General features: G+C 72.8%; 21 protein-coding genes. 6 read left to right on the top strand and 15 right to left on the bottom strand.

Going from position 1 to position 22,958, the window contains the following annotated elements; translation table 11 throughout:
- Positions 1-10: 10 nt before the first annotated feature.
- The 12 genes from moeZ to DXZ73_RS27665 all read right to left on the bottom strand — a co-directional run bounded on the left by moeZ (position 11) and on the right by DXZ73_RS27665 (position 13,908).
- The gene (gene moeZ / locus DXZ73_RS27715) at positions 11-1,189 is read right to left on the bottom strand and encodes an adenylyltransferase/sulfurtransferase MoeZ (RefSeq protein ID WP_116213758.1); all 1,179 of its coding nucleotides are present in this window, start codon (positions 1,187-1,189) and stop codon (positions 11-13) included.
- 79 nt (positions 1,190-1,268) lie between these two features.
- Positions 1,269-2,048, bottom strand: coding sequence for a spherulation-specific family 4 protein (locus DXZ73_RS27710; protein ID WP_116213757.1), 780 nt, complete (start codon positions 2,046-2,048; stop codon positions 1,269-1,271).
- Positions 2,036-2,950, bottom strand: coding sequence for an NAD-dependent epimerase/dehydratase family protein (locus tag DXZ73_RS27705; RefSeq protein ID WP_116213756.1), 915 nt, complete (start codon positions 2,948-2,950; stop codon positions 2,036-2,038). The genes DXZ73_RS27710 and DXZ73_RS27705 overlap by 13 nt, the downstream gene beginning before the upstream one ends.
- A 46-nt stretch (positions 2,951-2,996) precedes the next feature.
- Entirely contained in the window at positions 2,997-4,136 is a 1,140-nt protein-coding gene (locus DXZ73_RS40150) for a hypothetical protein (RefSeq protein WP_205519242.1), read from the bottom strand.
- Positions 4,133-5,722, bottom strand: coding sequence for a DUF3492 domain-containing protein (locus tag DXZ73_RS27695; protein WP_425315870.1), 1,590 nt, complete (start codon positions 5,720-5,722; stop codon positions 4,133-4,135). The genes DXZ73_RS40150 and DXZ73_RS27695 overlap by 4 nt, the downstream gene beginning before the upstream one ends.
- 168 nt (positions 5,723-5,890) lie before the next feature.
- Positions 5,891-7,504 carry an ABC transporter ATP-binding protein gene (locus DXZ73_RS27690; protein ID WP_116213754.1) on the bottom strand — a complete coding sequence of 538 codons (1,614 nt, stop codon included), beginning with the start codon at positions 7,502-7,504 and terminating at the stop codon, positions 5,891-5,893.
- On the bottom strand, positions 7,501-8,490 hold the full coding sequence (locus DXZ73_RS27685) for an ABC transporter permease (protein ID WP_116213753.1): 990 nt from the start codon (positions 8,488-8,490) through the stop codon (positions 7,501-7,503). The genes DXZ73_RS27690 and DXZ73_RS27685 overlap by 4 nt, the downstream gene beginning before the upstream one ends.
- Positions 8,487-9,500: an ABC transporter permease gene (locus tag DXZ73_RS27680; RefSeq protein WP_162890355.1), complete on the bottom strand. Its 1,014-nt coding sequence runs from the start codon at positions 9,498-9,500 to the stop codon at positions 8,487-8,489. The genes DXZ73_RS27685 and DXZ73_RS27680 overlap by 4 nt, the downstream gene beginning before the upstream one ends.
- Positions 9,497-11,218, bottom strand: a complete 1,722-nt coding sequence (locus DXZ73_RS27675; RefSeq protein ID WP_116213752.1) for an ABC transporter substrate-binding protein — start codon at positions 11,216-11,218, stop codon at positions 9,497-9,499. Before DXZ73_RS27675 ends, DXZ73_RS27680 begins: the two co-directional genes overlap by 4 nt.
- A 163-nt stretch (positions 11,219-11,381) precedes the next feature.
- Positions 11,382-11,474, bottom strand: coding sequence for an Ms4533A family Cys-rich leader peptide (locus DXZ73_RS40310; RefSeq protein ID WP_311775550.1), 93 nt, complete (start codon positions 11,472-11,474; stop codon positions 11,382-11,384).
- A 150-nt stretch (positions 11,475-11,624) separates the two neighbouring features.
- The gene (locus tag DXZ73_RS27670; protein WP_116213751.1) at positions 11,625-12,929 is read right to left on the bottom strand and encodes a DUF3152 domain-containing protein; all 1,305 of its coding nucleotides are present in this window, start codon (positions 12,927-12,929) and stop codon (positions 11,625-11,627) included.
- Positions 12,922-13,908 carry an alpha/beta fold hydrolase gene (locus tag DXZ73_RS27665; RefSeq protein ID WP_116213750.1) on the bottom strand — a complete coding sequence of 329 codons (987 nt, stop codon included), beginning with the start codon at positions 13,906-13,908 and terminating at the stop codon, positions 12,922-12,924. Before DXZ73_RS27665 ends, DXZ73_RS27670 begins: the two co-directional genes overlap by 8 nt.
- A 133-nt stretch (positions 13,909-14,041) precedes the next feature.
- On the opposite strand from DXZ73_RS27665, the gene DXZ73_RS27660 reads away from it, so the two are divergent.
- From DXZ73_RS27660 to DXZ73_RS27645, 4 genes are all read left to right on the top strand, one after another.
- A complete protein-coding gene (locus DXZ73_RS27660) occupies positions 14,042-14,260 on the top strand; it encodes a hypothetical protein (RefSeq protein WP_116213749.1) in 219 nt (72 codons plus the stop codon).
- 187 nt (positions 14,261-14,447) lie between these two features.
- A complete protein-coding gene (locus tag DXZ73_RS27655) occupies positions 14,448-15,083 on the top strand; it encodes a TetR/AcrR family transcriptional regulator (protein ID WP_116215896.1) in 636 nt (211 codons plus the stop codon).
- A 129-nt stretch (positions 15,084-15,212) separates the two neighbouring features.
- Entirely contained in the window at positions 15,213-15,440 is a 228-nt protein-coding gene (locus tag DXZ73_RS27650; RefSeq protein ID WP_116213748.1) for a DUF3107 domain-containing protein, read from the top strand.
- 186 nt (positions 15,441-15,626) lie between these two features.
- Positions 15,627-15,905, top strand: coding sequence for a hypothetical protein (locus DXZ73_RS27645; RefSeq protein ID WP_205519241.1), 279 nt, complete (start codon positions 15,627-15,629; stop codon positions 15,903-15,905).
- A 63-nt stretch (positions 15,906-15,968) separates the two neighbouring features.
- Here the strand turns inward: DXZ73_RS27645 and DXZ73_RS27640 are convergent, their stop codons facing one another.
- A complete protein-coding gene (locus DXZ73_RS27640) occupies positions 15,969-16,715 on the bottom strand; it encodes a ferritin-like fold-containing protein (RefSeq protein ID WP_116213747.1) in 747 nt (248 codons plus the stop codon).
- A 517-nt stretch (positions 16,716-17,232) separates the two neighbouring features.
- On the opposite strand from DXZ73_RS27640, the gene DXZ73_RS27635 reads away from it, so the two are divergent.
- The gene (locus tag DXZ73_RS27635; protein ID WP_275898596.1) at positions 17,233-19,527 is read left to right on the top strand and encodes a DEAD/DEAH box helicase; all 2,295 of its coding nucleotides are present in this window, start codon (positions 17,233-17,235) and stop codon (positions 19,525-19,527) included.
- A gap of 576 nt (positions 19,528-20,103) precedes the next feature.
- On the top strand, positions 20,104-20,967 hold the full coding sequence (locus DXZ73_RS27630; RefSeq protein WP_116213745.1) for an alpha/beta fold hydrolase: 864 nt from the start codon (positions 20,104-20,106) through the stop codon (positions 20,965-20,967).
- Between the two features lie 7 nt (positions 20,968-20,974).
- Here the strand turns inward: DXZ73_RS27630 and DXZ73_RS27625 are convergent, their stop codons facing one another.
- Together DXZ73_RS27625 and DXZ73_RS27620 are read right to left on the bottom strand one after the other, a co-directional pair.
- The gene (locus tag DXZ73_RS27625) at positions 20,975-21,778 is read right to left on the bottom strand and encodes a VOC family protein (RefSeq protein WP_116213744.1); all 804 of its coding nucleotides are present in this window, start codon (positions 21,776-21,778) and stop codon (positions 20,975-20,977) included.
- 174 nt (positions 21,779-21,952) lie between these two features.
- Complete coding sequence (locus DXZ73_RS27620) at positions 21,953-22,891, bottom strand: NYN domain-containing protein (protein ID WP_116213743.1); 939 nt, start codon at positions 22,889-22,891, stop codon at positions 21,953-21,955.
- Positions 22,892-22,958: the final 67 nt, after the last annotated feature.

The raw sequence follows: 22,958 nt of genomic DNA, 5'->3' as shown, positions 1-22,958 counted from the left end.
AAAAACAAGGTCAGTAGACCGGTTTCTCCGGCTCGATCTGGTTGACCCAGCCGATCACGCCGCCGCCCACGTGCACCGCGTCCGAGAAGCCCGCGGACTTCAGGACGGCCAGGACCTCCGCGGAGCGGACACCCGTCTTGCAGTGCAGGACGATCTTCTTGTCCTGGGGCAGGTCCTGGAGGGCGTTGCCCATCAGGAACTCGTTCTTCGGGATCAGCCGGGCGCCCGGGATGGAGACGATCTCGTACTCATTGGGCTCGCGGACGTCGATGATGTCGATGGTCTCGCCGCCGTCGATCCACTCCTTGAGCTGCTTGGGAGTGATCGTGGAGCCCATGGCCGCTTCCTGGGCCTCCTCGGAGACGACGCCGCAGAAGGCCTCGTAGTCGATGAGCTCGGTGACCGTCGGGTTCTCCCCGCAGACCGCGCAGCCGGGGTCCTTGCGGACCTTGACCTGGCGGTAGGTCATCTCCAGGGCGTCATAGATCATCAGCCGGCCCACCAGCGGCTCGCCTATGCCGGCCAGCAGCTTGATGGCCTCGTTGACCTGGATCGAACCGATCGAGGCGCACAGCACGCCCAGCACGCCGCCCTCGGCGCAGGAGGGCACCATGCCCGGCGGCGGGGGCTCGGGGTAGAGGCAGCGGTAGCAGGGGCCGTGCTCGGACCAGAAGACCGAGGCCTGGCCGTCGAAGCGGTAGATCGAACCCCACACGTACGGCTTGTTCAGCAGGACGCAGGCGTCGTTGACGAGATAGCGGGTGGCGAAGTTGTCGGTGCCGTCCACGATCAGGTCGTACTGGGAGAAGATCTCCTTGACGTTCTCCGCCTCCAGGCGCTCCTGGTGGAGGACGACGTTCACATACGGGTTGATCCCCTGCACCGAGTCCCGGGCGGACTCCGCCTTGGAGCGGCCGATGTCGGCCTGGCTGTGGATGATCTGCCGCTGGAGGTTGGACTCGTCGACCTCGTCGAACTCCACGATGCCGAGCGTGCCCACGCCCGCCGCCGCCAGGTACATCAGCGCCGGCGACCCCAGACCGCCCGCGCCCACGCAGAGCACCTTGGCGTTCTTCAGCCGCTTCTGCCCGTCCATCCCCACATCCGGGATGATCAGGTGGCGGGAGTACCTGCGAACCTCGTCAACGGTGAGCTCGGCAGCCGGTTCGACTAGGGGTGGCAGCGACACGGGGTCTCCGTAGGTCGGACGGAAGGGTCGTCCCCGCAGGTGCGGGGTGCTCTTCGGCGTAACACTGCCACGCCCCGCCTCATTCCGAGACACCAGGTCCGATGCGCGAGACGAGTTCGTCCCAGTAGCCGGGCATCACCTCCCAGGGGTCCGTTTCGTCCTGATCCGAGCGGTCGGTGACGTAGACCGTGCCCGCGCCCTGTCCCCGGGCGAGGCGCAGGGCCTCGTCCAGGTGCTGCCGGGGCACGCCGTGCACGAGGTGGCAGAAGCGCTCGGGCGGGTGGGCGGCCGTCCAGTCGGGCGCCTGCGACCGGCGGTACGCGGACCACGGTCCCCGGAAGGTCACCAACTGGTCGGCGAGACCGGCGTAGGCGGGGCAGGGGTGGGTGCCGTGCTGGAGCACGACGTAGGCGCGCTCCAGCAGCGTGCGCAGGCCCGCGACGGTGCGGCGGGTGCCGGGGAGCGCGGCCGGACCCGTGGGGGTGGCGTCCAGCGAGAAGCCGTCCACCTTGTACCAGTTGAGGTAGCGCTGCGCCTCCGACAGCAGCTCCGCGAAGGGCCGTTCGCCGAAGCCCGCGTCCAGGTGCCCGAGGACCCGGACGCCCGCCTCGTGCAGCCGGGTGGCGGCGGCGAGGCAGTGCGGGTCCGGCCGGGTGCCGGGGCCGCCCGACGCCTTGCCGCACTCCCCCAGCGCCCCGGCCCCGAACACCACCCAGTCCACGGGCACGTCGGGGCGCACCAGCTCGCCCCACTCGGCCGGCGCGAGCAGCGGGTGGGCGAAGCCGGGGACGCCGAAGCGCAGCGGCCGCCCGGCGGCCCGCGCGGCGCGGCGGTGGCCCGAGGGGCTCAGATGCGACACGCGGCCTCCATCCAGATGTCGGCCAGCGACTCCTCCAGGCCGATTCTGGGGCGCCAGCCGAGCCGGTCGCGGGCGGTGCGGACGTCGGCCTGCTGCCAGCTGCCGCAGCCGTCCGGGTAGGGGTACGCGGGCGGGCTGCCCAGGTGCGGGTCGTCCAGCTCGTGCAGGGCGCCGCCGAAGCCCGCGACCCTGGCCAGCAGGGACGCCGCGTCGCGCAGGCGCACGGCGCGGCCGGTGCCGATGTTGACGGCGCCCTGGGCGGCGGACAGGGAGGCGGCGTGGACGGCGCGGGCGACGTCCCGTACGTCGACGAAGTCCCGCTGCACGCCGAGTCCGCTGAGCTTCAGCTCGCTGTCGCCGCTCTGCATGGCGCGCCGCATGGCGTCGGCGAGCCGGCCGAGAGGGGACCCGGCGGGCGTGCCCGGTCCGACGGGCGAGAAGACGCGCAGCACGATGGCGTCGAGGCCGGAGCCCAGCACGAGTTCGGTGGCGGCGAGCTTGCTGACGCCGTACGGGCCGCCGGGGCGCGGCACCGCGTCCTCGGCGGTGGAGGAGCCGGGCTGCGAGGGGCCGTACTCGGAGGAGCAGCCCAGCTGGACCAGGCGGGCGCCGCAGCCGCTGCGGCGCAGCGACTCGCAGACGGTGGCGACCGCGACGGTGTTGTGCCGGGTGAGGTCGCGGGCGCCGCCGCGGGTGGCGCCCGCGCAGTTGATCACGACCCCGGGGTGGACGGCGTTGAGGAACCGGGTGAGCGCGCCGGGGCTGCCGCTGGCGAGGTCGAAGCGGACGTCCGCGTCGTCGCCGCGGCCGAGGGCGGTGAGCTGGACGGCGGGGTCGGCGAGCAGCCGGTCGGCCACATAGCGGCCGAGGTAGCCGTTGGCACCGAGCAACAGGACCCTCATCGGTCGCGCCCTCGCTCTCGCCCGGCGGTGCGGGTGGGGTGAACGGTCATCTTCCTTGCTCCTCTGACGGGGTGTGCGGCTCGGGGTGCGGTGGCCGGACCGGGGGTCCCGGTGCCTGTGGCATGGGGGGTGTGCCCGGGTCGGCGGGGTCGGTGAGGCCGTCGGGTGCGGTGGCGGGCGCCCCGCGCCGGTGGGCGGAGGCCCGGGACAGCGCGGTGAGCGCGTGGCCCAGCAGGGCGAGCGCGGGGACGGCACAGGCCACGAGGGGGATGGCGGCGGGGCCGTGGGCGGCAGCCGCGGAGGCGAGGGCGGCGGGCGGCCCGCCGCCCGGCAGCCACGCGCCGAGCAGGGGCACGGCCTCGGCCGCGCAGGCGGCCAGGACGGCGAGGGCGCCCGCCCTGGCGCAGCCGCGCACGGCCGTCAGCCGGGCGAGGAAGAGCAGTCCGCCGAGTGCCGTGGTGGCGGCGAGCGGGGCCGCGGGGTACGGGAGGGGGTGCCGGTCCAGTGCCGCGTGCAGGGCCCACAGGAGCGCGAGGAGCGCACCGAGGAACAGCCCGGTCGCACTCACCAGGGCGGGCCAGGCGCGCGTGCGGAAGGCGCCGAGGGTCCGGCTGACCGCCAGGGCGTGGCCCATGCGCAGGGCGTACCAGCGCGCGCACCAGGCGGCGAGCGCGACGGCGCAGGCCAGGGCGACGGCCGTGGGCGCGGCGGCCGACAGGGCGCGGACAAGGTCCATTCGGCCCGCCGGACGGCCGTCGAGCAGCACGGTGAGCAGCGGGTCGCCGAGGAGGCCGTAGGCGATCAGCCAGAGGGCCGCGAACCGCCCGGCGGTCCACCACCCGTCCGGGCCCGGAAGGCGCGCCGGGGGCGCCTCCCGGAATGCCGTGTGCCGGCCGGATCCCCAAACGGTCGGTGCCGGGTCGCGGCGCACGCGCGCGTAGAGCTCCTCGGCGAGGGAGAAGACGTCGCGGTGCCGGCATTCGGCGGCCACGCGCTCGGCGATGCCCCGGGCCTCCAGGACCGCCGCGATCTCCAGCGGGTCGACCGCCCGGGCGCACAGTTCGCGGTGGCGGTGCAGCAGCGCCTTCACCGGGTCGCCGGGCGCCGGGGTCACCGGCGTGGCGGTGTCGGCGGAGGGTATGCCGGCGGACGTCGGGGCGTTGCCGTCGCACAGGGGTGCGCTCATCGGCGGCCCGCCCAGGTGGGGGCCTGGCGCGCCGACCAGGAGAGCGGTGGGTGCGCCCCGGTGGCGTGGGCGAAGGGGACCGACGGATCGGCGGGGGCGTCCTGCCGCGCCGGCGCATGGGAGATGAGTTCGAGGTAGATGCCACCGAAGGCCGTCACGTGCCGCTCGACGGTGAAGAGTTCGAGGGCACGGGCGCGCGCGGCCGCGCCGAGGCGGGCGCGCCGCTCGGGGTCGCGCAGGAGGGCGAGGCAGGCGTCGGCGAGCTCGCGGGGGGCGCGCGGCGGGACGACCAGGCCCGTGCCGCCGATGACTTCCCGTACGGTGCCCGCGTCCGGTGAGACCGTGGCGCGGCCGCAGAACATCGCCTCCACCAGCGGCAGCGGGAAGCCGTCCGCGGCGCCGGCGAGGACGACGCTGCCCGCCGCGTACGTCTCCGGGCTCGCGAACTCCTCGAAGCAGACCCCGTCGGGCGGCTGGTTGCCCGGCAGGGGGGTGCCGACGACCCGCAGCCGGACGCCGGGCTCGGCCTCGCGCACTATGTCGAGGGCCTCCCACAGATAGGGCTCGGCGCGCCCGCCCGCCCACACCAGCGTCCGCCCGTCGTCGACGACCGTGCCCTCGGCGCCCTCGCCCACGTCCTCATAAGGCCGTTCGTCGACGCCGGGGGGCACGGTGCGCAGCCGCTCGCGGTCGGCTCCGCAGCGCTCCTGCCAGCGCCGCACCTGGGCGTCGCCGGGGGTGATGAGGTCGGCCCGGCGGTAGACCTCGGCGGTCAGCAGCCGGTGGAAGGCGGCGAGCAGGGTCCGTACGGGCAGGGACAGGCCCGCGGCGCTCGCGGCGCTGTTGAGGTAGTACGCGCGGAGCCGGACCTCGTACTCGGTGACGAGGAGCGGGGTACCGAAGAAGCGCTTGGCCAGCAGGCCCGGGAGCGCGGCGGGTCCCGCGGAGGTGGCGTGGCAGAGGTCGACGGCGGCGAGCCCCCGGTCGCCGTCGCGGGCGCCGTACCAGTCGAGGGACAGCGGCCGCAGCGCGCGTTCGAGCAGCGCGGAGGCGGCGAGCAGGTCGGCGACGCGGGTGCCGTAGACCGCGGGGTGTGCGCCGGGCGCGCGGCAGGCCGATTCCAGGGTGCGCAGGGCCTGTTCGGAGCGGAGGGCCGGGCCGAGTCCGCCGGCGTCGTGGGCCAGGTCGGCGAGGCCGTGGAGAGCGTCGGCGAAACGGTACGCCTGATCACTGGGGGAGCCGGTGGGACCCGGGTCGTCGGCCGGGTCGGAGGGGGGCGCACCGACCGAGCCGATGGCCGCCGCGAGCTCCCCGAAGTGCTCGCCGAACCGGCGCCGTTCGCGCTTGCCGTACGCGCCGCCCGCCGTTCCCTCCAGGGCCTCGGGCGGGTCGCCCCACAGGGGGGCGGTGCGCACCCGACGGACCTGCTCCGGCAGGCCGTACCACCCGCAGCGCTCCTGGCGGGCGCCCCGGCTCAGGGCATAGATCTCGAACTCGTGCCCGCCGAGCCCGCGCACCAGTTGGTCGCACCACTGACCGCCCTCACCCGCGGCATACGGATACCCACCCTCCGTGAGGAGTCCCACGCGCACGCACGCACCCCCGTCTGTCCACTGTGGCCACGCCGACCGCCGCCGAACGGCAGCGGGAGCACGCTATGCGCGCCGCCACGGGGCGCGACGGACGGTTGTCCGTCGCGCCACCGGAAGGGGTGAACAGAGGTGACTTTCCCGGAGATGGGACGTTGCTCCGCGCTATGCGGCGGCTTCCTCCCGTTCGAGCCGCGGGACGGCCGCCAGCAGGCCCTGCGTATAGGGGTGCCGGGGGTTCTCGTAGACGGAGTCCGCCGGTCCCTCCTCCACGATCCGCCCGCCGCGCATCACGACCAGCCGGTCGCTGACCTGGCGCACGACGGCGAGGTCGTGCGCGATGAAGACGAGCGCAAGACCCAGGTCGCGCTGCAGCTCCCCGAGCAGCTTGACGACCTGCGCCTGGGTGGTGACGTCGAGGGCGGACACCGGCTCGTCGCAGACGATCAGCCTGGGCTCGGGCGCGAGCGCCCGCGCGATGCCGACCCGCTGCCGCTGGCCGCCGCTGAACTCGTGCGGATAGCGGTGGTACGCGCCGGGGTCGAGCCCCACCCGCTCCAGCAGTTCGCGCACCCGGGCGGCGATCTCGGCGTCGGTGAGCTTCCCGGCCACGCGCAGCGGGTCGGCGATGGACTCGCCGATGCTGCGGCGGGGGTTGAGCGAGGAGACGGGGTCCTGGAAGACCATCTGGAGCTCGGCGCGGAAGGGCCGCAACCCGCTCTCCTTCAGGCCGCCGATGTCCCGCCCCCGGTAGCGCAGTTCGCCGCCGGTGGGCTCCAGGAGCCGTACGAGCATCCGCCCGAGCGTCGTCTTGCCGCTGCCGGACTCCCCCACGACGCCGACGGTCTCCCCGGCCCGTACGGTCAGCGAGACCTGGTCGACGGCGGTGACGGCCCGCTTGCCGCGGCCGAACTCCCGGGTCAGGCCGGTGGCTTCGAGCAGGACCGCGTCGTCGGCCTTCGCGGGACGTGCGCCCGGACGGCGGACGTTCATCCGCGGAACGGCCGCCAGCAGAGCGCGCGTGTAGTCCTCGCCCGGCGCGTCGAGCACCTTGCGGACCGCCCCGCGCTCGACGGCGCGGCCGTCCTTCATCACCAGCAGCTCGTCGACGCTGTCGGCGGCCACCCCCAGGTCGTGGGTGACCAGGATCAGGCCCATGCCGGTCTCGGCGCGCAGTTCGCGCAGGAGGCCGAGGATCTGGGCCTGCACGGTGACGTCGAGAGCGGTGGTGGGTTCGTCGGCGACCAGGAGGCGCGGTTCGCAGGCGAGCGCCATGGCGATGAGGGCGCGCTGGCGCATGCCGCCGCTGAACTCGTGCGGGCGGGAGCGGGCGCGCCGGGACGCGTCCGGGATGCCCACCCGGTCGAGCACCTCGACGGCGCGGGCGCGGGCCGCGCGCCGGGTCGTGCCGCGCCGGTGGACGCGGTGGACCTCGGCGATCTGGTCGCCGATGGCCTGGTAGGGGTCGAGCGAGGAGAGCGGGTCCTGGAAGACCATGGCCGCCACCCCGCCGCGCACCCGCCGCAGTTCGGCCTCGTCGGCGGCGAGCACGTCGTGGCCCGCGACCCGCACCTCGCCCGTGGCCTCGGCACCGGTGGAGCGGTGCAGGCCCAGCAGCCCGTACGCCACCGTGCTCTTGCCCGAGCCGGACTCGCCGACGAGGGCGAGCGCGCCGCCGGGCGCGAGCTCGAAGGAGAGCCCGTCCACGGCTCGGACGAAGCCGTCGCCCGCGGGGAAGGAGACGGCGAGGTCGGTGACCTTCACCAGGGGATCGGTCATCGCAGGGCCACCCTCCGGTCGGCGGCGGCGTAGAGCACGTCGCCGATGATGTTGGCGATCACCACGGCGGCGCCGATGACCATGACGATCGCGACGACGACCGGCAGGTCGACGGTCTGCACGGAGTGCACCAGCAGCTGTCCGACGCCGGGCAGGCCGAACATCGTCTCGGTGAGCATCGTGCCGCCCACCATCGACCCGAAGTCGACGGCCGCCATCGCGATGACCGGCGCGACCGCGCCGCGCAGCGCGTGCCTGCCGACGATCGCGCGTTCGGAGACGCCGTAGGCACGGAAGGTGCGGACGTGGTCCTCGGCGAGGGTCTCCAGCATGGAACTGCGGGTCATCCGGGCGTACTTCGAGGATTCGAGCAGGGCGAGCGCGACCCAGGGCAGCAGCATGTTCCAGGCCCACTGCTCGGGGTCGTCGGTCAGCGCCACATAGGACGGGAAGGGCAGCCACTCCAGGTACGCGCAGAAGACCATCAGCAGCGCGAGTCCGCTGATGAAGACCGGGGTCGCGATGCCGGCGAGGGTGAGCCAGGTGAGCGCGCGCTCGACCACGCCGCCGCGCCGGACGACGGACAGCAGGCCGGTGCCGATGCCCAGCAGCAGCGTCAGGGCCATCGCGCCGGCCGCCAGCGAGAGGGTGGCGGGCAGCCGCTGCGCGATCAGCTCGGTGACCTGCTGGTCGTTCTGGTACGACAGGCCGAAGCAGGGCGCGTCGCAGTGCATCACGCCGGTGCCGGTGGAGTAGTCGTGCCCGACGAAGACGCCCTGCAGGAAGTGCCAGTACTGCAGGTACACCGGGTCGTCGAGGCTCAGCTGCTCCCGTACCTGCCGGAGCTGTTCGGGGTTGCAGCGCGGTCCGCACGCGAGCTTCGCGGGGTCGCCGGGGGCGACGTAGAAGGTCGCGTAGATGACCACGGAGATCGCCAGGAGCACGAGGACGGCGCCGAGCGCGCGGCGCAGGAAGTACAGGCTCATGCCGCCTCTCCCCCCGCGGGCGCGGCGGCCTTGCGCGCCTTGGCGCGGCCGACGCGCAGCCGGGACGCGACGCGCGGGTCGAGCGCGACGCGCACGGCGTCGCCGAGCACGGTGAAGGCGAGCGTGGTGACGAACAGCAGCAGCGCCGGGAGCACCACGTACGTCGGGTCCGCGCGGAACCACGTGGTGGCCGAGGAGAGCATCTGCCCCCAGGAGGGGGTGGGAGGCTTCACGCCGACGCCGAGGAACGACATGGACGCCTCCAGGACGATGTTGGAGGGCAGCAGGTAGACCGCGTAGGTGATCACGGGTGCGGCGATGCCGGGCAGCAGTTCGCGCCGGGCGACGCGCCAGGTCGAGCCGCCGGCCAGCCGTGCGGCCGACACGTAGTCGAGCTTCTTCAGGCTGAGCGCCTGGGCGCGGACGACGCGGGCCAGGCCGCCCCAGGCGATCAGGCCGATCACGACGACGAGCAGCAGTGGCCGGGGGAAGTCGGTGGGGACGACGGCCGTCAGGGCGATCGCGAAGACCAGCAGGGGCAGCGCGATCATCACCTCGGTGATCCGGCTGAGGAAGCTGTCCACGAAGCGGTTGCCGAGCGCGGCGGCGAGCCCCACGACGACGGCGACGAGCACCTGCACCAGCGTCGCCCCGACGGCGACCATGAGCGAGACGCGCGCGCCGTACAGGAGGCGGACGAACAGGTCGCGTCCGGTGCCCGGTTCGACGCCGAGCCAGTGGTCGGCGCTGACGCCGCCGAAGGAGCCGGACGGCACGCCGCCGCGCGCGGAGTCGACGAGCGTGTCGTGGTAGGCGTTGACGTCCTGGCCCTCCAGCGCGGCCAGCAGGGGTGCGCCGAGGGCGAGGAGTACGAGCAGGCCCAGCACGGCGGCGGCCACGAGCGCGGACTTGCGCGCGCGCAGCCGCCGCCACACCTGCCGGGCGCCGGAGGCGGCGACTCCGGACGGAGTCACCGCCTCCGGCTCCTTGGTGCCGATGAGGTCCGTCACTTGACCGCGACCTGCGAGATGTCGAGGACGCCGGTCCAGTCGCTGATGACGACGTTCTTGATGTCCTTGCCGAAGAGGCGCTTGTAGACGGGGTGGAACAGCGGCACGGTCAGGGCCTGCTCACCGATCGTCCGGTCGAGAGCGCCCCAGCGCTTGGCGGCGGCGGCGAGGTCCGTCACCTTGTTGATGCCGTCGATCTCGTCGTTGACCTTGGAGTCGTCGAGCTGGGCGGAGTTGTAGTTCGAGCCGTCCTTGACGATCTGCCGGCCGTCGAAGATCGGGGCGAGGAAGGGGCCGCCGGACGGCCAGTCGGCGCCCCAGTGGGCGAGGAAGAGGTCCGGCTGCGTCTTGACCTGGTGGACCTTCTCGTCGTAGTCGTTGGTCTCCAGGCCCTGGAGCTTGACCGTGATGCCCGCCTGCTTGAGCGCCGCCTGGATCGCCGTGGCGATCTCGGGGCTGGTCTCGAAGTCCTGCGCGGTGGAGTGGGTGAGGGTGATCTCCAGGCCGTTCTCGTAACCGGCCTCCTTCAGCAGCTCCTTGGCCTTCTCCGGGTTGCCGGTCGCGCCCGCCGGGAAGTGGTCGTAGGGCGTGTAGCCGAAGGACTTCTGGTTGGGCAGGAAGGTCGTCGCCGGCTCGGCGAGCGAGGAGCCGCCCGCGGCGTTCACCACGCTGGTGCGGTTGATCGCGTACGCGATGGCCTGGCGGACCTTGGGGTTGTCGAACGGCTTCGCCTTGGGGTTGAAGGCGAGGTAGTTGGTGTAGCCGAAGTGGCCGGTGCCGACCCGGTCGGCGAGCTTCTTGTCGCCGGTGACCTGGGCGAGTTCGGCCGGGCCGAGGTTGTTGTCGGTGGTGACGGCGGCCGCGTCGGCGCCCTGGCCGGTCGAGAGCCGCTGGTTGATGACCGCGGAGTTCAGGCCCGCCTGCACATCGATGCTGTCGGGGTAGGCGTGGCGCTCCTTGTCGGTCTCCTCCGACCAGTTGGTGTTGCGCTCCAGCACCAGGTGCTCGCCGTCGCCCGTGTTCTTGACGACCTTGTACGGGCCGGACGAGACCGGGTGCTCGGCGTACTTCGCGCCGGTGTCCTTGGCCTTGGGCACCGGGGCGAACTGGGTCTGGGTGGCGACGAAGGGGAAGTCGCCCTCGGACTTGCGCAGGTGGAAGACGATCGTCTTCGCGTCCGGGGTCTCGATCGAGGCGAGGCCCTTGGAGTCCTTGTAGATGCCCTGGTAGTTCTCGCCGCCGACCAGCCAGTCGCGCAGATAGGGGGCGCCGCCGGAGAGTTCGGGGGCGAAGGAGCGCTCGATGCCGTACTTGATGTCGGCGGTGGTGATGGGCGAGCCGTCCTCGTACTTCAGCCCGTCCTTGAGCTTGAACGTCCAGACCCTGGCGTCGTCGCTGGGCGTGCCGGTGTCGGTGGCGAGGTCGGGCACGACCTTGGTGCCCTCGGCGCCGTTGGCGCGGTGGCGGGTGGTGAGCGTGCGGAAGACGAGCGAGGGGACGTTGCCGCCGCCGGAGGTGTAGAGCCGGGCGGGGTCGAACTGCTTCTGCGGCTGTCTGTTGAGGACGGTCAGGGTGCCGCCCTTCTTCGGCGCGCCGTCGGCGCCGCCGCCCTTGGCATCGCCGCTCTTCTCCGGACCGCACGCCGCCGCGCCTCCGAGCAGGACCACACTGACGGCTGCCGCGGCGACGCGGCGGGATATGGCGGGAAGTTGACGCATGACGAAGAGAGCCTTTCGCGGGACACGACGGGACGAATGCGAACGAAATGCACCCACGGAAGGCGGTTGGGAAGCGCGCGGACAGACGCGGGACCGCCCCCGGCGGACGCGACGCTAATGCGCGAGGGCGCAACGCGGAAGTACGCGGGGGGAAAGTGCGGTCTCAGCGACAGAGAATGTCGGCGACTGCGTGCGCGGCCACGCCGATCAGCGCCAGCTCGAAGCCGGCGTTCTCGGAGGCGTGGTGGTGCGACATGCGCAGAACACTGGACGAATTTTCGCCCAGTGGCAAAGGTGTCTCAGGCATAGAGACGGGGCGTCCCGCAGAACGAGACATTGGATCACGACATGCCGGACATGCCGGAGGTGGGGCCGGAATACCGGTTCATGGAACCGGCCGCTCCGGTCACTCCTTGGGGAAGGGCCAGGGGTTCGCCCGGCAGGTGACGCCCTCCGGCGACTTCAGGAACTTCGTCTGCTGCATCATCACCGGCGCCAGGGCGCCCTCCTTGGAGCAGCTCTCGTGGTCGTGCCCGAGCCGGTGACCGACCTCGTGGTTGATCAGCATCTGCCGGTACATGTGCATCTGGTCGCCGTAGGTCTGCGCGCCCTGCGCCCACCGATAGGCGTTGATCATGACCCGGTCGGTGGCGGCGGAGTCGCAGGAGACGTTGTCCTCGGTGGTGTCCAGGCCCGACTTGGCGCACCAGGCCGCCGTCGTGCCGGGAGTGGCGAGGGTGACCACGAAGTCGGCGTGACCGGAGGAGACGCGTTCGAACGTACGGGTACCGCCGTGGCCCCAGCTGCGGTCGTCGTTCAGCGTCCGCTGGACGGCCGTCGCGAAGAGCTCGCCGTCGAGCGGAAGCCCCTTTTCCACGTCAACGCGGTACCGCAGCACTTCACCCTTACCGGGGGCCTTGTCGTGGCCGCCCACGGTCTCGAAGTCACCCGATCCGTGGGCCTTCTCGTCCAGCGGGTACTTCTTGGCCATCTTCTCCTCATAGGTGGCCGCGACCGCGGCACCGCCGTTGGGCGTCGGCCTGCTGTCGGAGCGGGAGGCGGCGTCCGGGCTGCCGCGCTCGACGTCAGCGGACCGGGCCTGGGCCTTGCTGTCCGTGCTGTCATCGACCTGACCTGCGATGATGACGGCGAGAACGGCGGTAATCAGGGCGGCCGCGACGCCCGTCGCGGTCCGTGCCACGCCCTGGCCGGACTTCGCGGGAGCGGCCCGGCGCCGCGGGGCCGCGGTGCTCGTCTCGGGCCGCGGTGCGGGCACGCGCGCGGGTGCGGCGGCAGCGGCGGCCGGGACGGTGGCGGCCGGTGCGGCGGGCGCGCCGCCCTGCCAGTAGGCCGCGGACGCATATCCGGTGGAGTGCTGGGCAGACTCGGGTACGGGCTCGAATTCAGCGGCGTACCCCGGGCTGTAGGAGGCCCCGTAGCCGGCCGCCCGGCCCGCGTCCTGACCGCGCTGCACACCGATGACACCCCAGCCGACACCCTGCGTCCGCGGCTCGGGGTGCCCCTCGCCCGCGGACGGCTCCTCGGGCGCCCGCGACCCGTCCCCGCCCGTACCGACATCCTCCGGGGAAGGCTCCTCGGCGGCCTCGGACCCCTCGGCGGGCCGGGCCGATCGGCGTCCCGTGCCCCCCTCGGCCCCGGCGGCCGGGGGCCGGCGAGTGGCATGGGAGGCGCGTGCGCTGTGTTTACCCACGAGGCGTAGCGCTCCGTTCAGCAGTGGCGGCGGTGTCCGTGAGGAGGTCGCGGAAGGCACGAGCCACCGCGTCCGGGTCCTCCATCATGGCGACATGTCCTGATTCCAGGAGCGTCAGCAACCGCGAGTCGCGGAAAGTCTTGCTCGCGCGGTGCGCCATGCGGAAGGAGACGAGCTGGTCGCGCTTTCCGTAGACGAGCAGCGTAGGGGCAAGCACCTTCTCCGCCTGACGCCACAGCGAATGCTGGCCACCGAGGGTGTAGGAGTCGACTATGCCGCGCGCGGCGCGCGCCATGACGTCCCAGAAGTAGGGCAGCTCCAGCCGCCGCTCGAATTCCGCGACCGCCCGTTCGAATTCTTCCGGTGCCACCCGGCCGGGGTCCCCGTAACAGAGTGCGAGCACCTCGCGCGTACGTCTCTCGGGTGTCCAGTCCTTGGTCGCGCGGGCGAAGAGGGAGACGATCCCGGGCACGGCGAGCAGTCCGGTGGGCACCGCCGTGCGCTGCGGGCGCAGCTCGGGGAGCGCGGGCGAGATCAGGGTGAGCGTGCGGACCAGGTCGGGGCGGACGGCGGCGACGCGCGTGGCGACCGCCCCGCCCATCGAGTTGCCGAAGAGGTGCACGGGCCCGCGTCCACGGGCGTCCAGATAGCGGATGACCACGCGGGCGCAGCCGGTGATGGAGAAGTCCCGGTCGTCCGGTGGCGGTGAGTCGCCGAAGCCCGGCAGGTCGAGGGCCTCGCCGTCGACGTGACCGGCGAGCCGGTCCATGAGCGCGGACCAGTTCTGCGAGGAGCCGCCGAGCCCGTGCACGTAGAGCGCGGGCGGCAGCCCCTCCTGCGCGGGCTTCCGGGAGCGCACCGACATGGTGACGCCCGGCAGGGTCACCGTGCGGACCTCCTCGCCCCGGCTGACCCACGAGGGCCGCCCGGGCGGCACCACGGGGACGGCGCGGGCATCGGGCGACTCGGTCGAAGACATGCGGGCAATGTTACGAGACGATCACGCCGGGACTTCTGTGGCGGGCGTCACAGATCACCTGGCGTCGCGGGGCCGCCTCTCCTAGGCTCGTACCACGGAGTAAGAGGGCTTCCTCCCTGAGAAGGGGTACCGCATGACCGTTGACCCGTCCGACCCGGAAACCTTCGACGAAGCGACCGACGTCACGGAGTTCGACGTCGAGGCCCCGGAGGCGGACGCCGCGGAGCAGCACGCCGACATCGCACCGCGCCGGGACGATCCGCTGTCCGCCATCGACCCGGACAGCGCCAACGAAGCCGACGTGGCCGAGCAGGCCAGGGTGGTGGAGCTGGACGAGGACGACTACCGCTGAGAGCGGCCCCGTACGGCCGACGCCGGGGAGCAGGGAGTGAGCTGCGCGTCAATTGTCAGGATTTTGTTGACTTCCCACAGCGTCCGGTACATGAAATTCTCCGCTCCGACCACGCACGGCCCGGTTACCCAAAAGTACGATGGCGGGCGCGGTGCACACCGTGCAGGGAACGATCATGGGAGGCGGCGTGACAGCCATCGAGCAGACCGAGGCGCGGCCGCGAGGCACGCGTCTGCCGCGCCGAGCCCGACGCAATCAGCTGCTGGGCGCGGCCCAGGAAGTCTTTGTCGCACAGGGTTACCACGCGGCGGCGATGGACGACATCGCCGAGCGCGCCGGCGTCAGCAAGCCGGTCCTCTACCAGCACTTCCCCGGCAAGCTGGACCTCTATCTGGCCCTGCTGGACCAGCACTGCGAGGCCCTGCTGACCGCGGTCCGCACCGCGCTCGCCTCGACCAGCGACAACAAGCTGCGCGTGGCGGCCACCATGGACGCCTATTTCGCGTACGTGGAGGACGAGGGCGGCGCCTTCCGGCTGGTCTTCGAGTCGGACCTCACCAATGAGCCGGCCGTCCGCGAGCGCGTCGACAAGGTGTCGCTGGAGTGCGCGCAGGAGATCAGCGACGTCATCGCCGAGGACACCGGCCTGTCGAAGGACGAGGCGATGCTGCTGGCCGTCGGGCTCGGCGGGGTCTCCCAGGTCGTCGCCCGCTACTGGCTCTCCAGCGAGAGCAGCGTGCCGCGCGACACGGCGGTGCAGTTGCTGACGTCGCTGGCGTGGCGGGGCATCGCCGGCTTCCCGAAGAACCCGGCCGACCACTAGAGCGCGTCCGCCGTCCGTCCCGGGCGGGCACTGTTCGCTGCCAGCGTGGACGCACCCGCTCGGCTCGTGCCCGTACCGGGCTAATGTGTGGAAGGTACGGGACCCCAAACCTTCGGAGGGACATAAGCCGTGGAGGTCAAGATCGGCGTGCAGCACGCGCCCCGCGAGATCGTTCTCGAGAGCGGGCAGTCTGCCGAAGAGGTCGAGCGTGCGGTTGCCGACGCGCTCGGCGGCAAGGCGCAGCTGCTGAGCCTGGTGGACGACCACGGCCGCAAGGTCCTGGTTCCGGCCGACCGGCTGGCCTATGTGGAGATCGGCGAGCCGACCACCCGTAAGGTCGGTTTCAGCGCTCTCTGAGCGAGCGCGGACGCAGCAGCGAACGGCGGGGCCCCGGTGAGGAATTCACCGGGGCCCCGCTGTTGTCATAAGGGTCAGGAGCAGCGCCGCGGAGGGTTGCCGGGCCGCCCGGAGGGGTAGTACGGCTTCGACCGATTTGCACCTGCTCCTCGATCTCGCACGATCTCAGCACGGGAGGAAGTGACCATGATCCTCTGGGAAGCGCTCGGCTCGGTCCTCATCGGCCTCGCCGTCTCCTACGGAGCCCTGCGCTGGCTGCCCGCGCGGTACGGGCAGTTCCGCCCCCGGAGCCTGGCGCTGGCCACGGGTCCGGTCGCCGCGCTCTTCGGCGCCCTGATCGGCCACTCCGTGCTGGGCCCCGGCCACGCGCCGGCCGTCCTGGCCGTCTCGCTCGGCGTTTCCGTGGCGCTGCTGTCCCTCTTGGTGCGGCAGGGCGACCGGCCCCGCCGATCAGCCACCGCCTGACCCGGGCCCGCCCGGCTCCGGGGGCGCGTCGTGCGCCGCACGCAGCCGGACGGGCGAGGTGAGTCAGGCCGCCAGGCCCAGCGCGGCCATCCGCTTGGTGTGCGCCTCGGTGATCCGGGAGAACATCTTGCCGACCTCGGCGAGGTCGAAGCCGTCGGCCACGCCGCCCACCAGCATCGTCGACAGCGCGTCACGGTCGGCGACCACGCGCTGCGCCTGCGAGAGCGCCTCGCCCATCAGGCGCCGCGCCCACAGCGCGAGCCGGCCGCCCACCCGGGGCTCCGCCTCGATCGCGGCGCGCACCTTTTCGACCGCGAAGCTCGCGTGGCCGGTGTCGTCCAGGACGGCCAGCACCAGCGCGCGGGTGTCGGAGTCCAGGCGGGCGGCGACCTCGCGGTAGAAGTCGCTGGCGATCGAGTCGCCGACGTACGCCTTGACCAGGCCCTCCAGCCAGTCCGAGGGCGCGGTCTGGCGGTGGAACTCGTCCAGCGCCGCCGCGAAGGGCTCCATCGCGCCGGTCGGCTCCACGTCGATGGCCGCGAGGCGGTCGCGCAGCCGCTGGAAGTGCTGGAACTCCGCCGCGGCCATCTTCGCCAGCTCAGCCTTGTCGTCCAGCGTCGGCGCCAGTTTGGCGTCCTCCGCGAGCCGCTCGAAGGCGGCCAGCTCGCCGTAGGCGAGGGCGCCCAGCAGGTCCACGACCGCCGCCCGGTACTGCGGGTCGGCGGATGCCCGGGACCAGTCCTGGGCGGCGATTCCGGTGTGTGCGGCTACGGGCTCGGTGGCGTTCTCAGCGTTGTCGGGCGTCTCCATGGAGCGCACAATAGCCCGCCTGGGATCAGGGGGAAGGCCCTGGTCAGCCAGTTCCTCCTCATCTGTCCGAAGGATTGTCCGGACACACATGCGTGTTTCCGGGGTACAGTGGTAATGCGCCTGCCGAGTATTCGGCGGGCTGTCCCATGCTGTGTCTTCCGGTGGCGTCACTCGCCCGGCCCCCGGATCCCCAGCGGATGCCCGGTCGGTGGCCCGATCGGCTTCCAAAACCGACCGCCCTCCGCGCGGCGCATGCGAGACGTATGCGCTTGGAGGGATCCGCTCGCGGCACGTGTGCAAGAGCGAAGGCAGTGGTCCCGCGCGTCACCCGGCTTCTCCAAGGCCGGACAGTACCCCGGCGCGGTACGTACGACCCCCTTCGCCGCCTCGCGCCGCGTCTCACAGAAGAGGCAAGATCCTGTCTACTCTCTCCACCTTCCGAGAAATCGGGATTCTTCCCGAGACCGCCGAAGCCCTTGAAGCCGTCGGCATCGTCCACCCCTTCCCCATCCAGGAGATGACGCTCCCCGTGGCCCTGTCGGGCTCGGACGTCATCGGCCAGGCCAAGACCGGCACCGGAAAGACGCTGGGCTTCGGCCTTCCCCTGCTGGAGCGCGTCGTCGTCCCCGCGGACGTCGAGGCCGGCCGGGCCAAGCCCGAGCAGCTCACCGACGCCCCGCAGGCGCTCGTGGTCGTCCCCACCCGTGAGCTGTGCCAGCAGGTCACCAACGACCTCCTCACCGCCGGCAAGGTCCGCAACGTACGCGTGCTGGCGATCTACGGCGGCCGTGCCTACGAGCCGCAGGTCGAGGCGCTCAAGAAGGGCGTCGACGTCATCGTCGGCACCCCGGGCCGACTGCTCGACCTCGCGGGCCAGAAGAAGCTGGACCTCTCGCACATCAAGGCGCTCGTCCTGGACGAGGCCGACGAGATGCTCGACCTGGGCTTCCTGCCCGACGTCGAGCGGATCATGATGATGCTGCCCGCCAAGCGCCAGACGATGCTGTTCTCGGCCACCATGCCGGGCGCCGTCATCAACCTCGCGCGGCGCTACATGTCGCAGCCCACGCACATCCGCGCCACCGCGCCGGACGACGAGGGCCAGACCGTCGCCAACATCGAGCAGCACGTCTTCCGCGCGCACAACATGGACAAGCCGGAGATGGTCTCCCGCATCCTCCAGGCCGAGGAGCGCGCCCTCGCGATGGTCTTCTGCCGTACGAAGCGGACGGCCGCCGACATCGCCGACCAGCTGGCCCGCCGCGGCTTCGCCTCCGGCGCGGTCCACGGCGACCTCGGCCAGGGCGCCCGCGAGCAGGCGCTGCGCGCCTTCCGCAACGGCAAGGTCGACGTGCTGGTCTGCACCGACGTCGCCGCCCGAGGCATCGACGTCGACAACGTCACGCACGTCATCAACTACCAGTCCCCCGAGGACGAGAAGACCTACCTGCACCGCATCGGCCGTACGGGCCGCGCGGGCAAGTCGGGTACGGCCGTCACCCTCGTCGACTGGGACGACATCCCGCGCTGGAAGCTGATCAACAAGGCGCTGGACCTGCCGTTCGACGAGCCGGAGGAGACGTACTCCACCTCCCCGCACCTCTACGAGCTGCTGAACATCCCCGCGGGGACCAAGGGCATACTGCCGCGCTCCGAGCGGACCCGTGCCGGGCTCGCGGCGGAGGAGATCGAGGACCTCGGCGAGACGGGTGGCCGTGGCGCCCGTGGCCGCGGCCCGAAGCAGGCGCCCGTGGCGGAGGAGCGCCCCGCGCGCACCCGCACCCCGCGTCAGCGCCGCCGCACCCGTGGCGGTGCGACGGCCGGCGACGAGGCGCCGCTCACCACCGTCGCGACGCCCGCCGTGGCGGAGCCGGTGGCCGAGCCCGCCGCCCGGCCCGTGGCGGAGGGCGCTCCCGAGACGCCCTCGAAGCCGCGTCGCCGTCGCCGTACGCGCCACAGCGCGTCGTCGGCCGCACCTTCGGCTCCCGCCGTGACCGCGACGCCCGAGGCCGTTCCGGCTCCGGCCGCCGCTGTCGAGCCCGAGCAGCCGCGCCGTCGTCGTGCGCGGGTGGCGAAGCCGGTGACCACCGACACCGAGGCCGGTTTCCAGACCGTCGAGACCGCGGCCGCGGCCCTGGCGGCGGCGACGGCCACGATCCCGTCGCAGGCCACGGAGTCGACTCCGGTCGAGGCCGAGGAGAAGCCGAAGCGGACCCGCAAGGCGGCGGCCCCGAAGGCCGACGCGGCGGAGACGCCGGTGAAGCGCACCCGCAAGACCGCGGCCCCCAAGACCGAGGCGGACGCCGAGGTCACCGAGGAGAAGCCGAAGCGCACGCGCAAGGCGGCAGCCCCCAAGGCCGAGGCCGAGACGCCCGAGGCCGAGGCCAAGCCGAAGCGCACCCGCAAGACGGCAGCCCCGAAGGCCGAGGCCGAAACGGCCGAAGCAGAGGCCAAGCCCAAGCGCACGCGCAAGGCGGCAGCCCCCAAGGCCGAGGCCGAGACGCCCGAGGCGGAAGCCAAGCCGAAGCGCACGCGCAAGGCTGCGGCTCCCAAGGTCGAGGCCGAAACGGCCGAGGCCGAGGAGAAGCCGAAGCGGACCCGCAAGGTGGCGGCCCCGAAGGCCGACGCGGCGGAGACGCCGGTGAAGCGCACCCGCAAGACCGCGGCCCCCAAGACCGAGGCGGACGCCGAGGTCACCGAGGAGAAGCCGAAGCGCACGCGCAAGGCGGCGGCCCCCAAGGCTGACGCGGCGGAGACGCCGGTGAAGCGCACCCGCAAGGCGGCGGCTCCCAAGGCCACTGCCACGAGCTGACGCTCACCCTCTGACGACGGCCGGTCCCCCACGACGGGGTGACCGGCCGTCGCCGTCCCACGGCGGGTCGCTACCGCGACGGGGAGACACCCACCCGCGGCCCTGCGGACCGTCGCCCCCCGCCCGCCGCGGTCGGCTGCCCGCCGCTACCGCGGCGGGACACACCCACCCGCGACCGCCCGGCACTCAGAAGGTGATGGGCACCCTTTTCGGTGCCAACCACCCGCCGTCGGCGGCGTACGGCCGTCGCCCGGAGGACACCCCGAACGGTCCGCAGCTTGCCCTCCGGCGGAGGGGGTGGGGCCGCAGGGGTAGGGGTTCTGGACGCTGTCGTGTATTTGCGGCGCAAGCCCCGGGTGATCAATACCCCAGAGGGCAACGCGCCGTAAATATACGGTCCAGGACCCCTGCCCCGGAGGCCACGCCCCCGGCCCAGCCACAACCCAGCCCGTGGGGGCACCTCCCAGCGGTAGCTGGGGGAGCTTGAGGCCGCGCCCGCAGGGCGCCCCGCCGCAGGCGCAAACAAAGCCGCACCCACAAACAAACCGCCCCCACCCAACGGCTAGCCTCACCCCCATGAGCCGCCCTCCCTTCCTCACCCCGCCCCCTCAGGCCCAGGCCCGCCCCCTCCCCACCCCCCGCGGCGAGTTCGCGACGCACGACGCCCTCCCGGACGCGGCCGGGGTCGCGACCCGCGGCACCGTCCTGCTCGTGCCGGGGTTCACCGGGAGCAAGGAGGACTTCATCGCGTTGCTGGAGCCGCTCGCGGCGGCCGGTTATCGGGCGGTGGCCGTGGACGGGCGGGGGCAGAACGAGAGCGCGGGGCCGCGCGAGGCGTCGGCGTACGCGCAGGACGAGCTGGCCCGGGACGTCATCGCGCAGGCGGAGGCCCTCGGCGGTGGAGTGCACCTGCTGGGGCACTCGTTCGGCGGTCTGGTCTGCCGTGCGGCGGTGCTGCTGGACGCCTCGCCCTTCCGCTCGCTCACGATCATGAGCTGTGGCCCGGCGGCGATCGCGGCGGAGCAGCAGGCGCGTACCCGGCTACTGCTCGCCGCCCTGGGGCAGTTGGACAAGGAAGCGGTCTGGCGGGAGATGCAGGAACAGGATCGGGAGACGGCAGCCACGGAGCCCCGGGACCCCGCTCTGGAAGAGTTCCTGCACCGCCGCTGGACGCTCACGACGACGGAGCAACTCCTCGCCGCCGGGCACCAGTTGACCGTCGAGCCGGACCGTACGGCGGAGCTGGCGGCGGTCCCGCTGCCCAAGCACGTACTCTCCGGCCGCCTGGACTACGCCTGGCCGGTGCCGTCGATCGACGCGATGGCGAAGGAGCTGTCGGCGGTCCGTACGGTCGTCGAGGGCGCGGGCCACTCCCCCAACGCGGAGCGCCCGGCGGCGACGGCGGAGGCCCTCGTGCGCTTCTGGGACCTGGTGGTCTGAGGGCGGTCTACGAGGGATCCGGGGCGACGCCCGCCCCGCTCGTGGTCACGGTGAAGAGCCCGCCCTGGGGGTCGCGGAGCGTCGCCTCGCGGCCCACCTGGGACTGGCCCGGCTCGGCGGCGACCGTGCCGCCCGCGGCGAGGGCGGTCTCGACGGCCTTCTCGACGTCGTCGACGCAGAAGTAGACGTGCCAGCGGGGCCGGATCCTCGGGTCGGGCGCCGCTTCCACCGCGCCGCCGCGCAGGCAGGCGACGGTGTGCCCGGCGGAGCGGACCATCACGGCGTCGTCCTCGTAGCGCACCTCGCAGCGGTCGGGGCGGCCGGTGGCCCACTCGAAGACCTCGCCGTAGAACATGGCGGCGGCGAAGGCGTCGCGCGTGCGCAGCTCCAGCCAGGCGGGCGCGCTCTCCCGGCCGACGCGCCACTCGCGGAGGGTCTCGCCCTCCCAGAAGCCGAAGACGGCGCCGGCGGAGTCGGCGGCGAGGGCAGCCCGGCCGTGGCCGACGGCGATCGGTCCGACGGCGACGGTGCCGCCGCGCTCGCGGATGCGGGAGGCCACCACGTCGGCGTCCTCGACGGCGAAGTAGGAGGTCCAGGAGACGGCGACGCCCATGGTGCGGGCGACGTTGCCGATGCCGGCGACGGGTTTGCCGTCGGCGAGCGCCACGGTGAAGTTCTCGCCCAGCCTGCCGGACCGGAAGGTCCAGCCCATCACCGGGCCGTAGAAGTCCTGGGCGGCGGTGAGGTCGTGGGTCAGCAGGGACACCCAGCACGGCGCGCCCGGCACGGCACGGTCGGAGGACGACGCCATGGCCGATCGCCTCGATTCTGTTCGGGGTCTCTTCCGGGGATTTCCGGATTCCGGACGGTGGCAGCACTCTGGGGTGGCCGTGCCCCGGGGGCCACGACCACCCGAAGCAAGGGTTCCACTCACCGTCCCCGCGCGCATTCCGGCACGCGCACGCGCCACGCTGGTTCCGTATGTTCAGTACTGGGTGCCCAGGTGGTCCCAGAATCCGTCGCGCAGCGCCCGGCGCAGGTCCGCGTGGCCGCGCAGCGAGAGGCCGAGCAGTGCCTCGGCCTCCACCAGGAGTTCCTGGTCGACAGCGCCGGGGAGATAGGGGTGGCCGGGCAGCAGCTCGGCGAGGGTGTCGCGGCCGCGGGAGCCCAGCCACTGGGCGGCGACCTGGGCGCCGACGAAGCGCACGTCGTCGCGGCTGGGCGCGGGTGCCTGGTGGGCGGCGGCCTCGCCGTAGGGCTCGGGTACGGCGCGGCGGGCGACGTAGGGCTTGCAGAAGTCGAGGTCGAAGGTGCGCTGGCTGTCGACCTCCCAGAGCAGGGGCTCGGCCTGGTTGCGGCCGCCGACGGCCTCGATGCCCCAGAGGTGGACGCGGGCGCCGTAGCCCTGCGCGGCCTCGACGGCCGAGACGAGGTCCTCGTCGCCGCCGATGAGCGCGGCGTCGCTGATGGCGCGGTGCCGGGCGAGGGATTCGAGGTCGCTGCGGATGAGGGAGTCGACGCCCTTCTGCTGGTTGTTGGCGTTGAGGTTGCCGAGGCGGACCTTGACGTCGGGGAGTTCGGCGATGCTCTGCTGCTCGGCGGTGTGGATGCGGCGCCGGGCGCCGTCGTACCAGTAGACCCGCAGCAGCCTGCTGTCGGGGAAGATCATGCGGGCCTTGTCGATGAACGCCTCGATCAGCCCTTCGGCGTCGAGGTCGAAGGACCGCCGGTCCTCGGTGCCGGCGACGAGCCGGCCCGCGGCGGCGTAGACGTAGCCGGCGTCCACGAAGATCGCGTGGGTGGAGGGGGTGGTGGCGACCTCGGCGAGGACGCGGTTGAGCAGCTCATTGGTGCGCTCGATGCCCGCGGTGATCGCGGCCAGGTCCGGGGTCTGCGGGGGGTGTGCGACGGGGTGGTCGGTCATGTGCGAGCTCTCAGTAATTAGTCACGTTAAAAATTTCCTTAGCGTAGGGAATGTTTGAAGTGATCAC

This window comes from Streptoverticillium olivoreticuli subsp. olivoreticuli, from assembly GCF_003391135.1.
Lineage (GTDB): Bacteria > Actinomycetota > Actinomycetes > Streptomycetales > Streptomycetaceae > Streptomyces > Streptomyces blastmyceticus.
The sequence above is the reverse complement of the archived record's forward strand: the minus strand, read 5'-3'. Positions and strand labels throughout refer to the sequence as shown.

What these genes read in the sequence shown, in the direction of transcription:
- DXZ73_RS40310 (WP_311775550.1), bottom strand. Translation starts at nt 11,474, where the DNA reads ATGTCGCACCACCACGCCTCCGAGAACGCCGGCTTCGAGCTGGCGCTG.
- DXZ73_RS27630 (WP_116213745.1), top strand. Translation starts at nt 20,104, where the DNA reads ATGAGCCGCCCTCCCTTCCTCACCCCGCCCCCTCAGGCCCAGGCCCGC.
- DXZ73_RS27690 (WP_116213754.1), bottom strand. Translation starts at nt 7,504, where the DNA reads ATGACCGATCCCCTGGTGAAGGTCACCGACCTCGCCGTCTCCTTCCCC.
- DXZ73_RS40150 (WP_205519242.1), bottom strand. Translation starts at nt 4,136, where the DNA reads ATGAGCGCACCCCTGTGCGACGGCAACGCCCCGACGTCCGCCGGCATA.
- DXZ73_RS27635 (WP_275898596.1), top strand. Translation starts at nt 17,233, where the DNA reads ATGACGCTCCCCGTGGCCCTGTCGGGCTCGGACGTCATCGGCCAGGCC.
- DXZ73_RS27640 (WP_116213747.1), bottom strand. Translation starts at nt 16,715, where the DNA reads ATGGAGACGCCCGACAACGCTGAGAACGCCACCGAGCCCGTAGCCGCA.
- DXZ73_RS27665 (WP_116213750.1), bottom strand. Translation starts at nt 13,908, where the DNA reads ATGTCTTCGACCGAGTCGCCCGATGCCCGCGCCGTCCCCGTGGTGCCG.
- DXZ73_RS27675 (WP_116213752.1), bottom strand. Translation starts at nt 11,218, where the DNA reads ATGCGTCAACTTCCCGCCATATCCCGCCGCGTCGCCGCGGCAGCCGTC.
- DXZ73_RS27685 (WP_116213753.1), bottom strand. Translation starts at nt 8,490, where the DNA reads ATGAGCCTGTACTTCCTGCGCCGCGCGCTCGGCGCCGTCCTCGTGCTC.
- DXZ73_RS27705 (WP_116213756.1), bottom strand. Translation starts at nt 2,950, where the DNA reads ATGAGGGTCCTGTTGCTCGGTGCCAACGGCTACCTCGGCCGCTATGTG.
- DXZ73_RS27660 (WP_116213749.1), top strand. Translation starts at nt 14,042, where the DNA reads ATGACCGTTGACCCGTCCGACCCGGAAACCTTCGACGAAGCGACCGAC.
- DXZ73_RS27620 (WP_116213743.1), bottom strand. Translation starts at nt 22,891, where the DNA reads ATGACCGACCACCCCGTCGCACACCCCCCGCAGACCCCGGACCTGGCC.
- DXZ73_RS27645 (WP_205519241.1), top strand. Translation starts at nt 15,627, where the DNA reads ATGATCCTCTGGGAAGCGCTCGGCTCGGTCCTCATCGGCCTCGCCGTC.
- DXZ73_RS27625 (WP_116213744.1), bottom strand. Translation starts at nt 21,778, where the DNA reads ATGGCGTCGTCCTCCGACCGTGCCGTGCCGGGCGCGCCGTGCTGGGTG.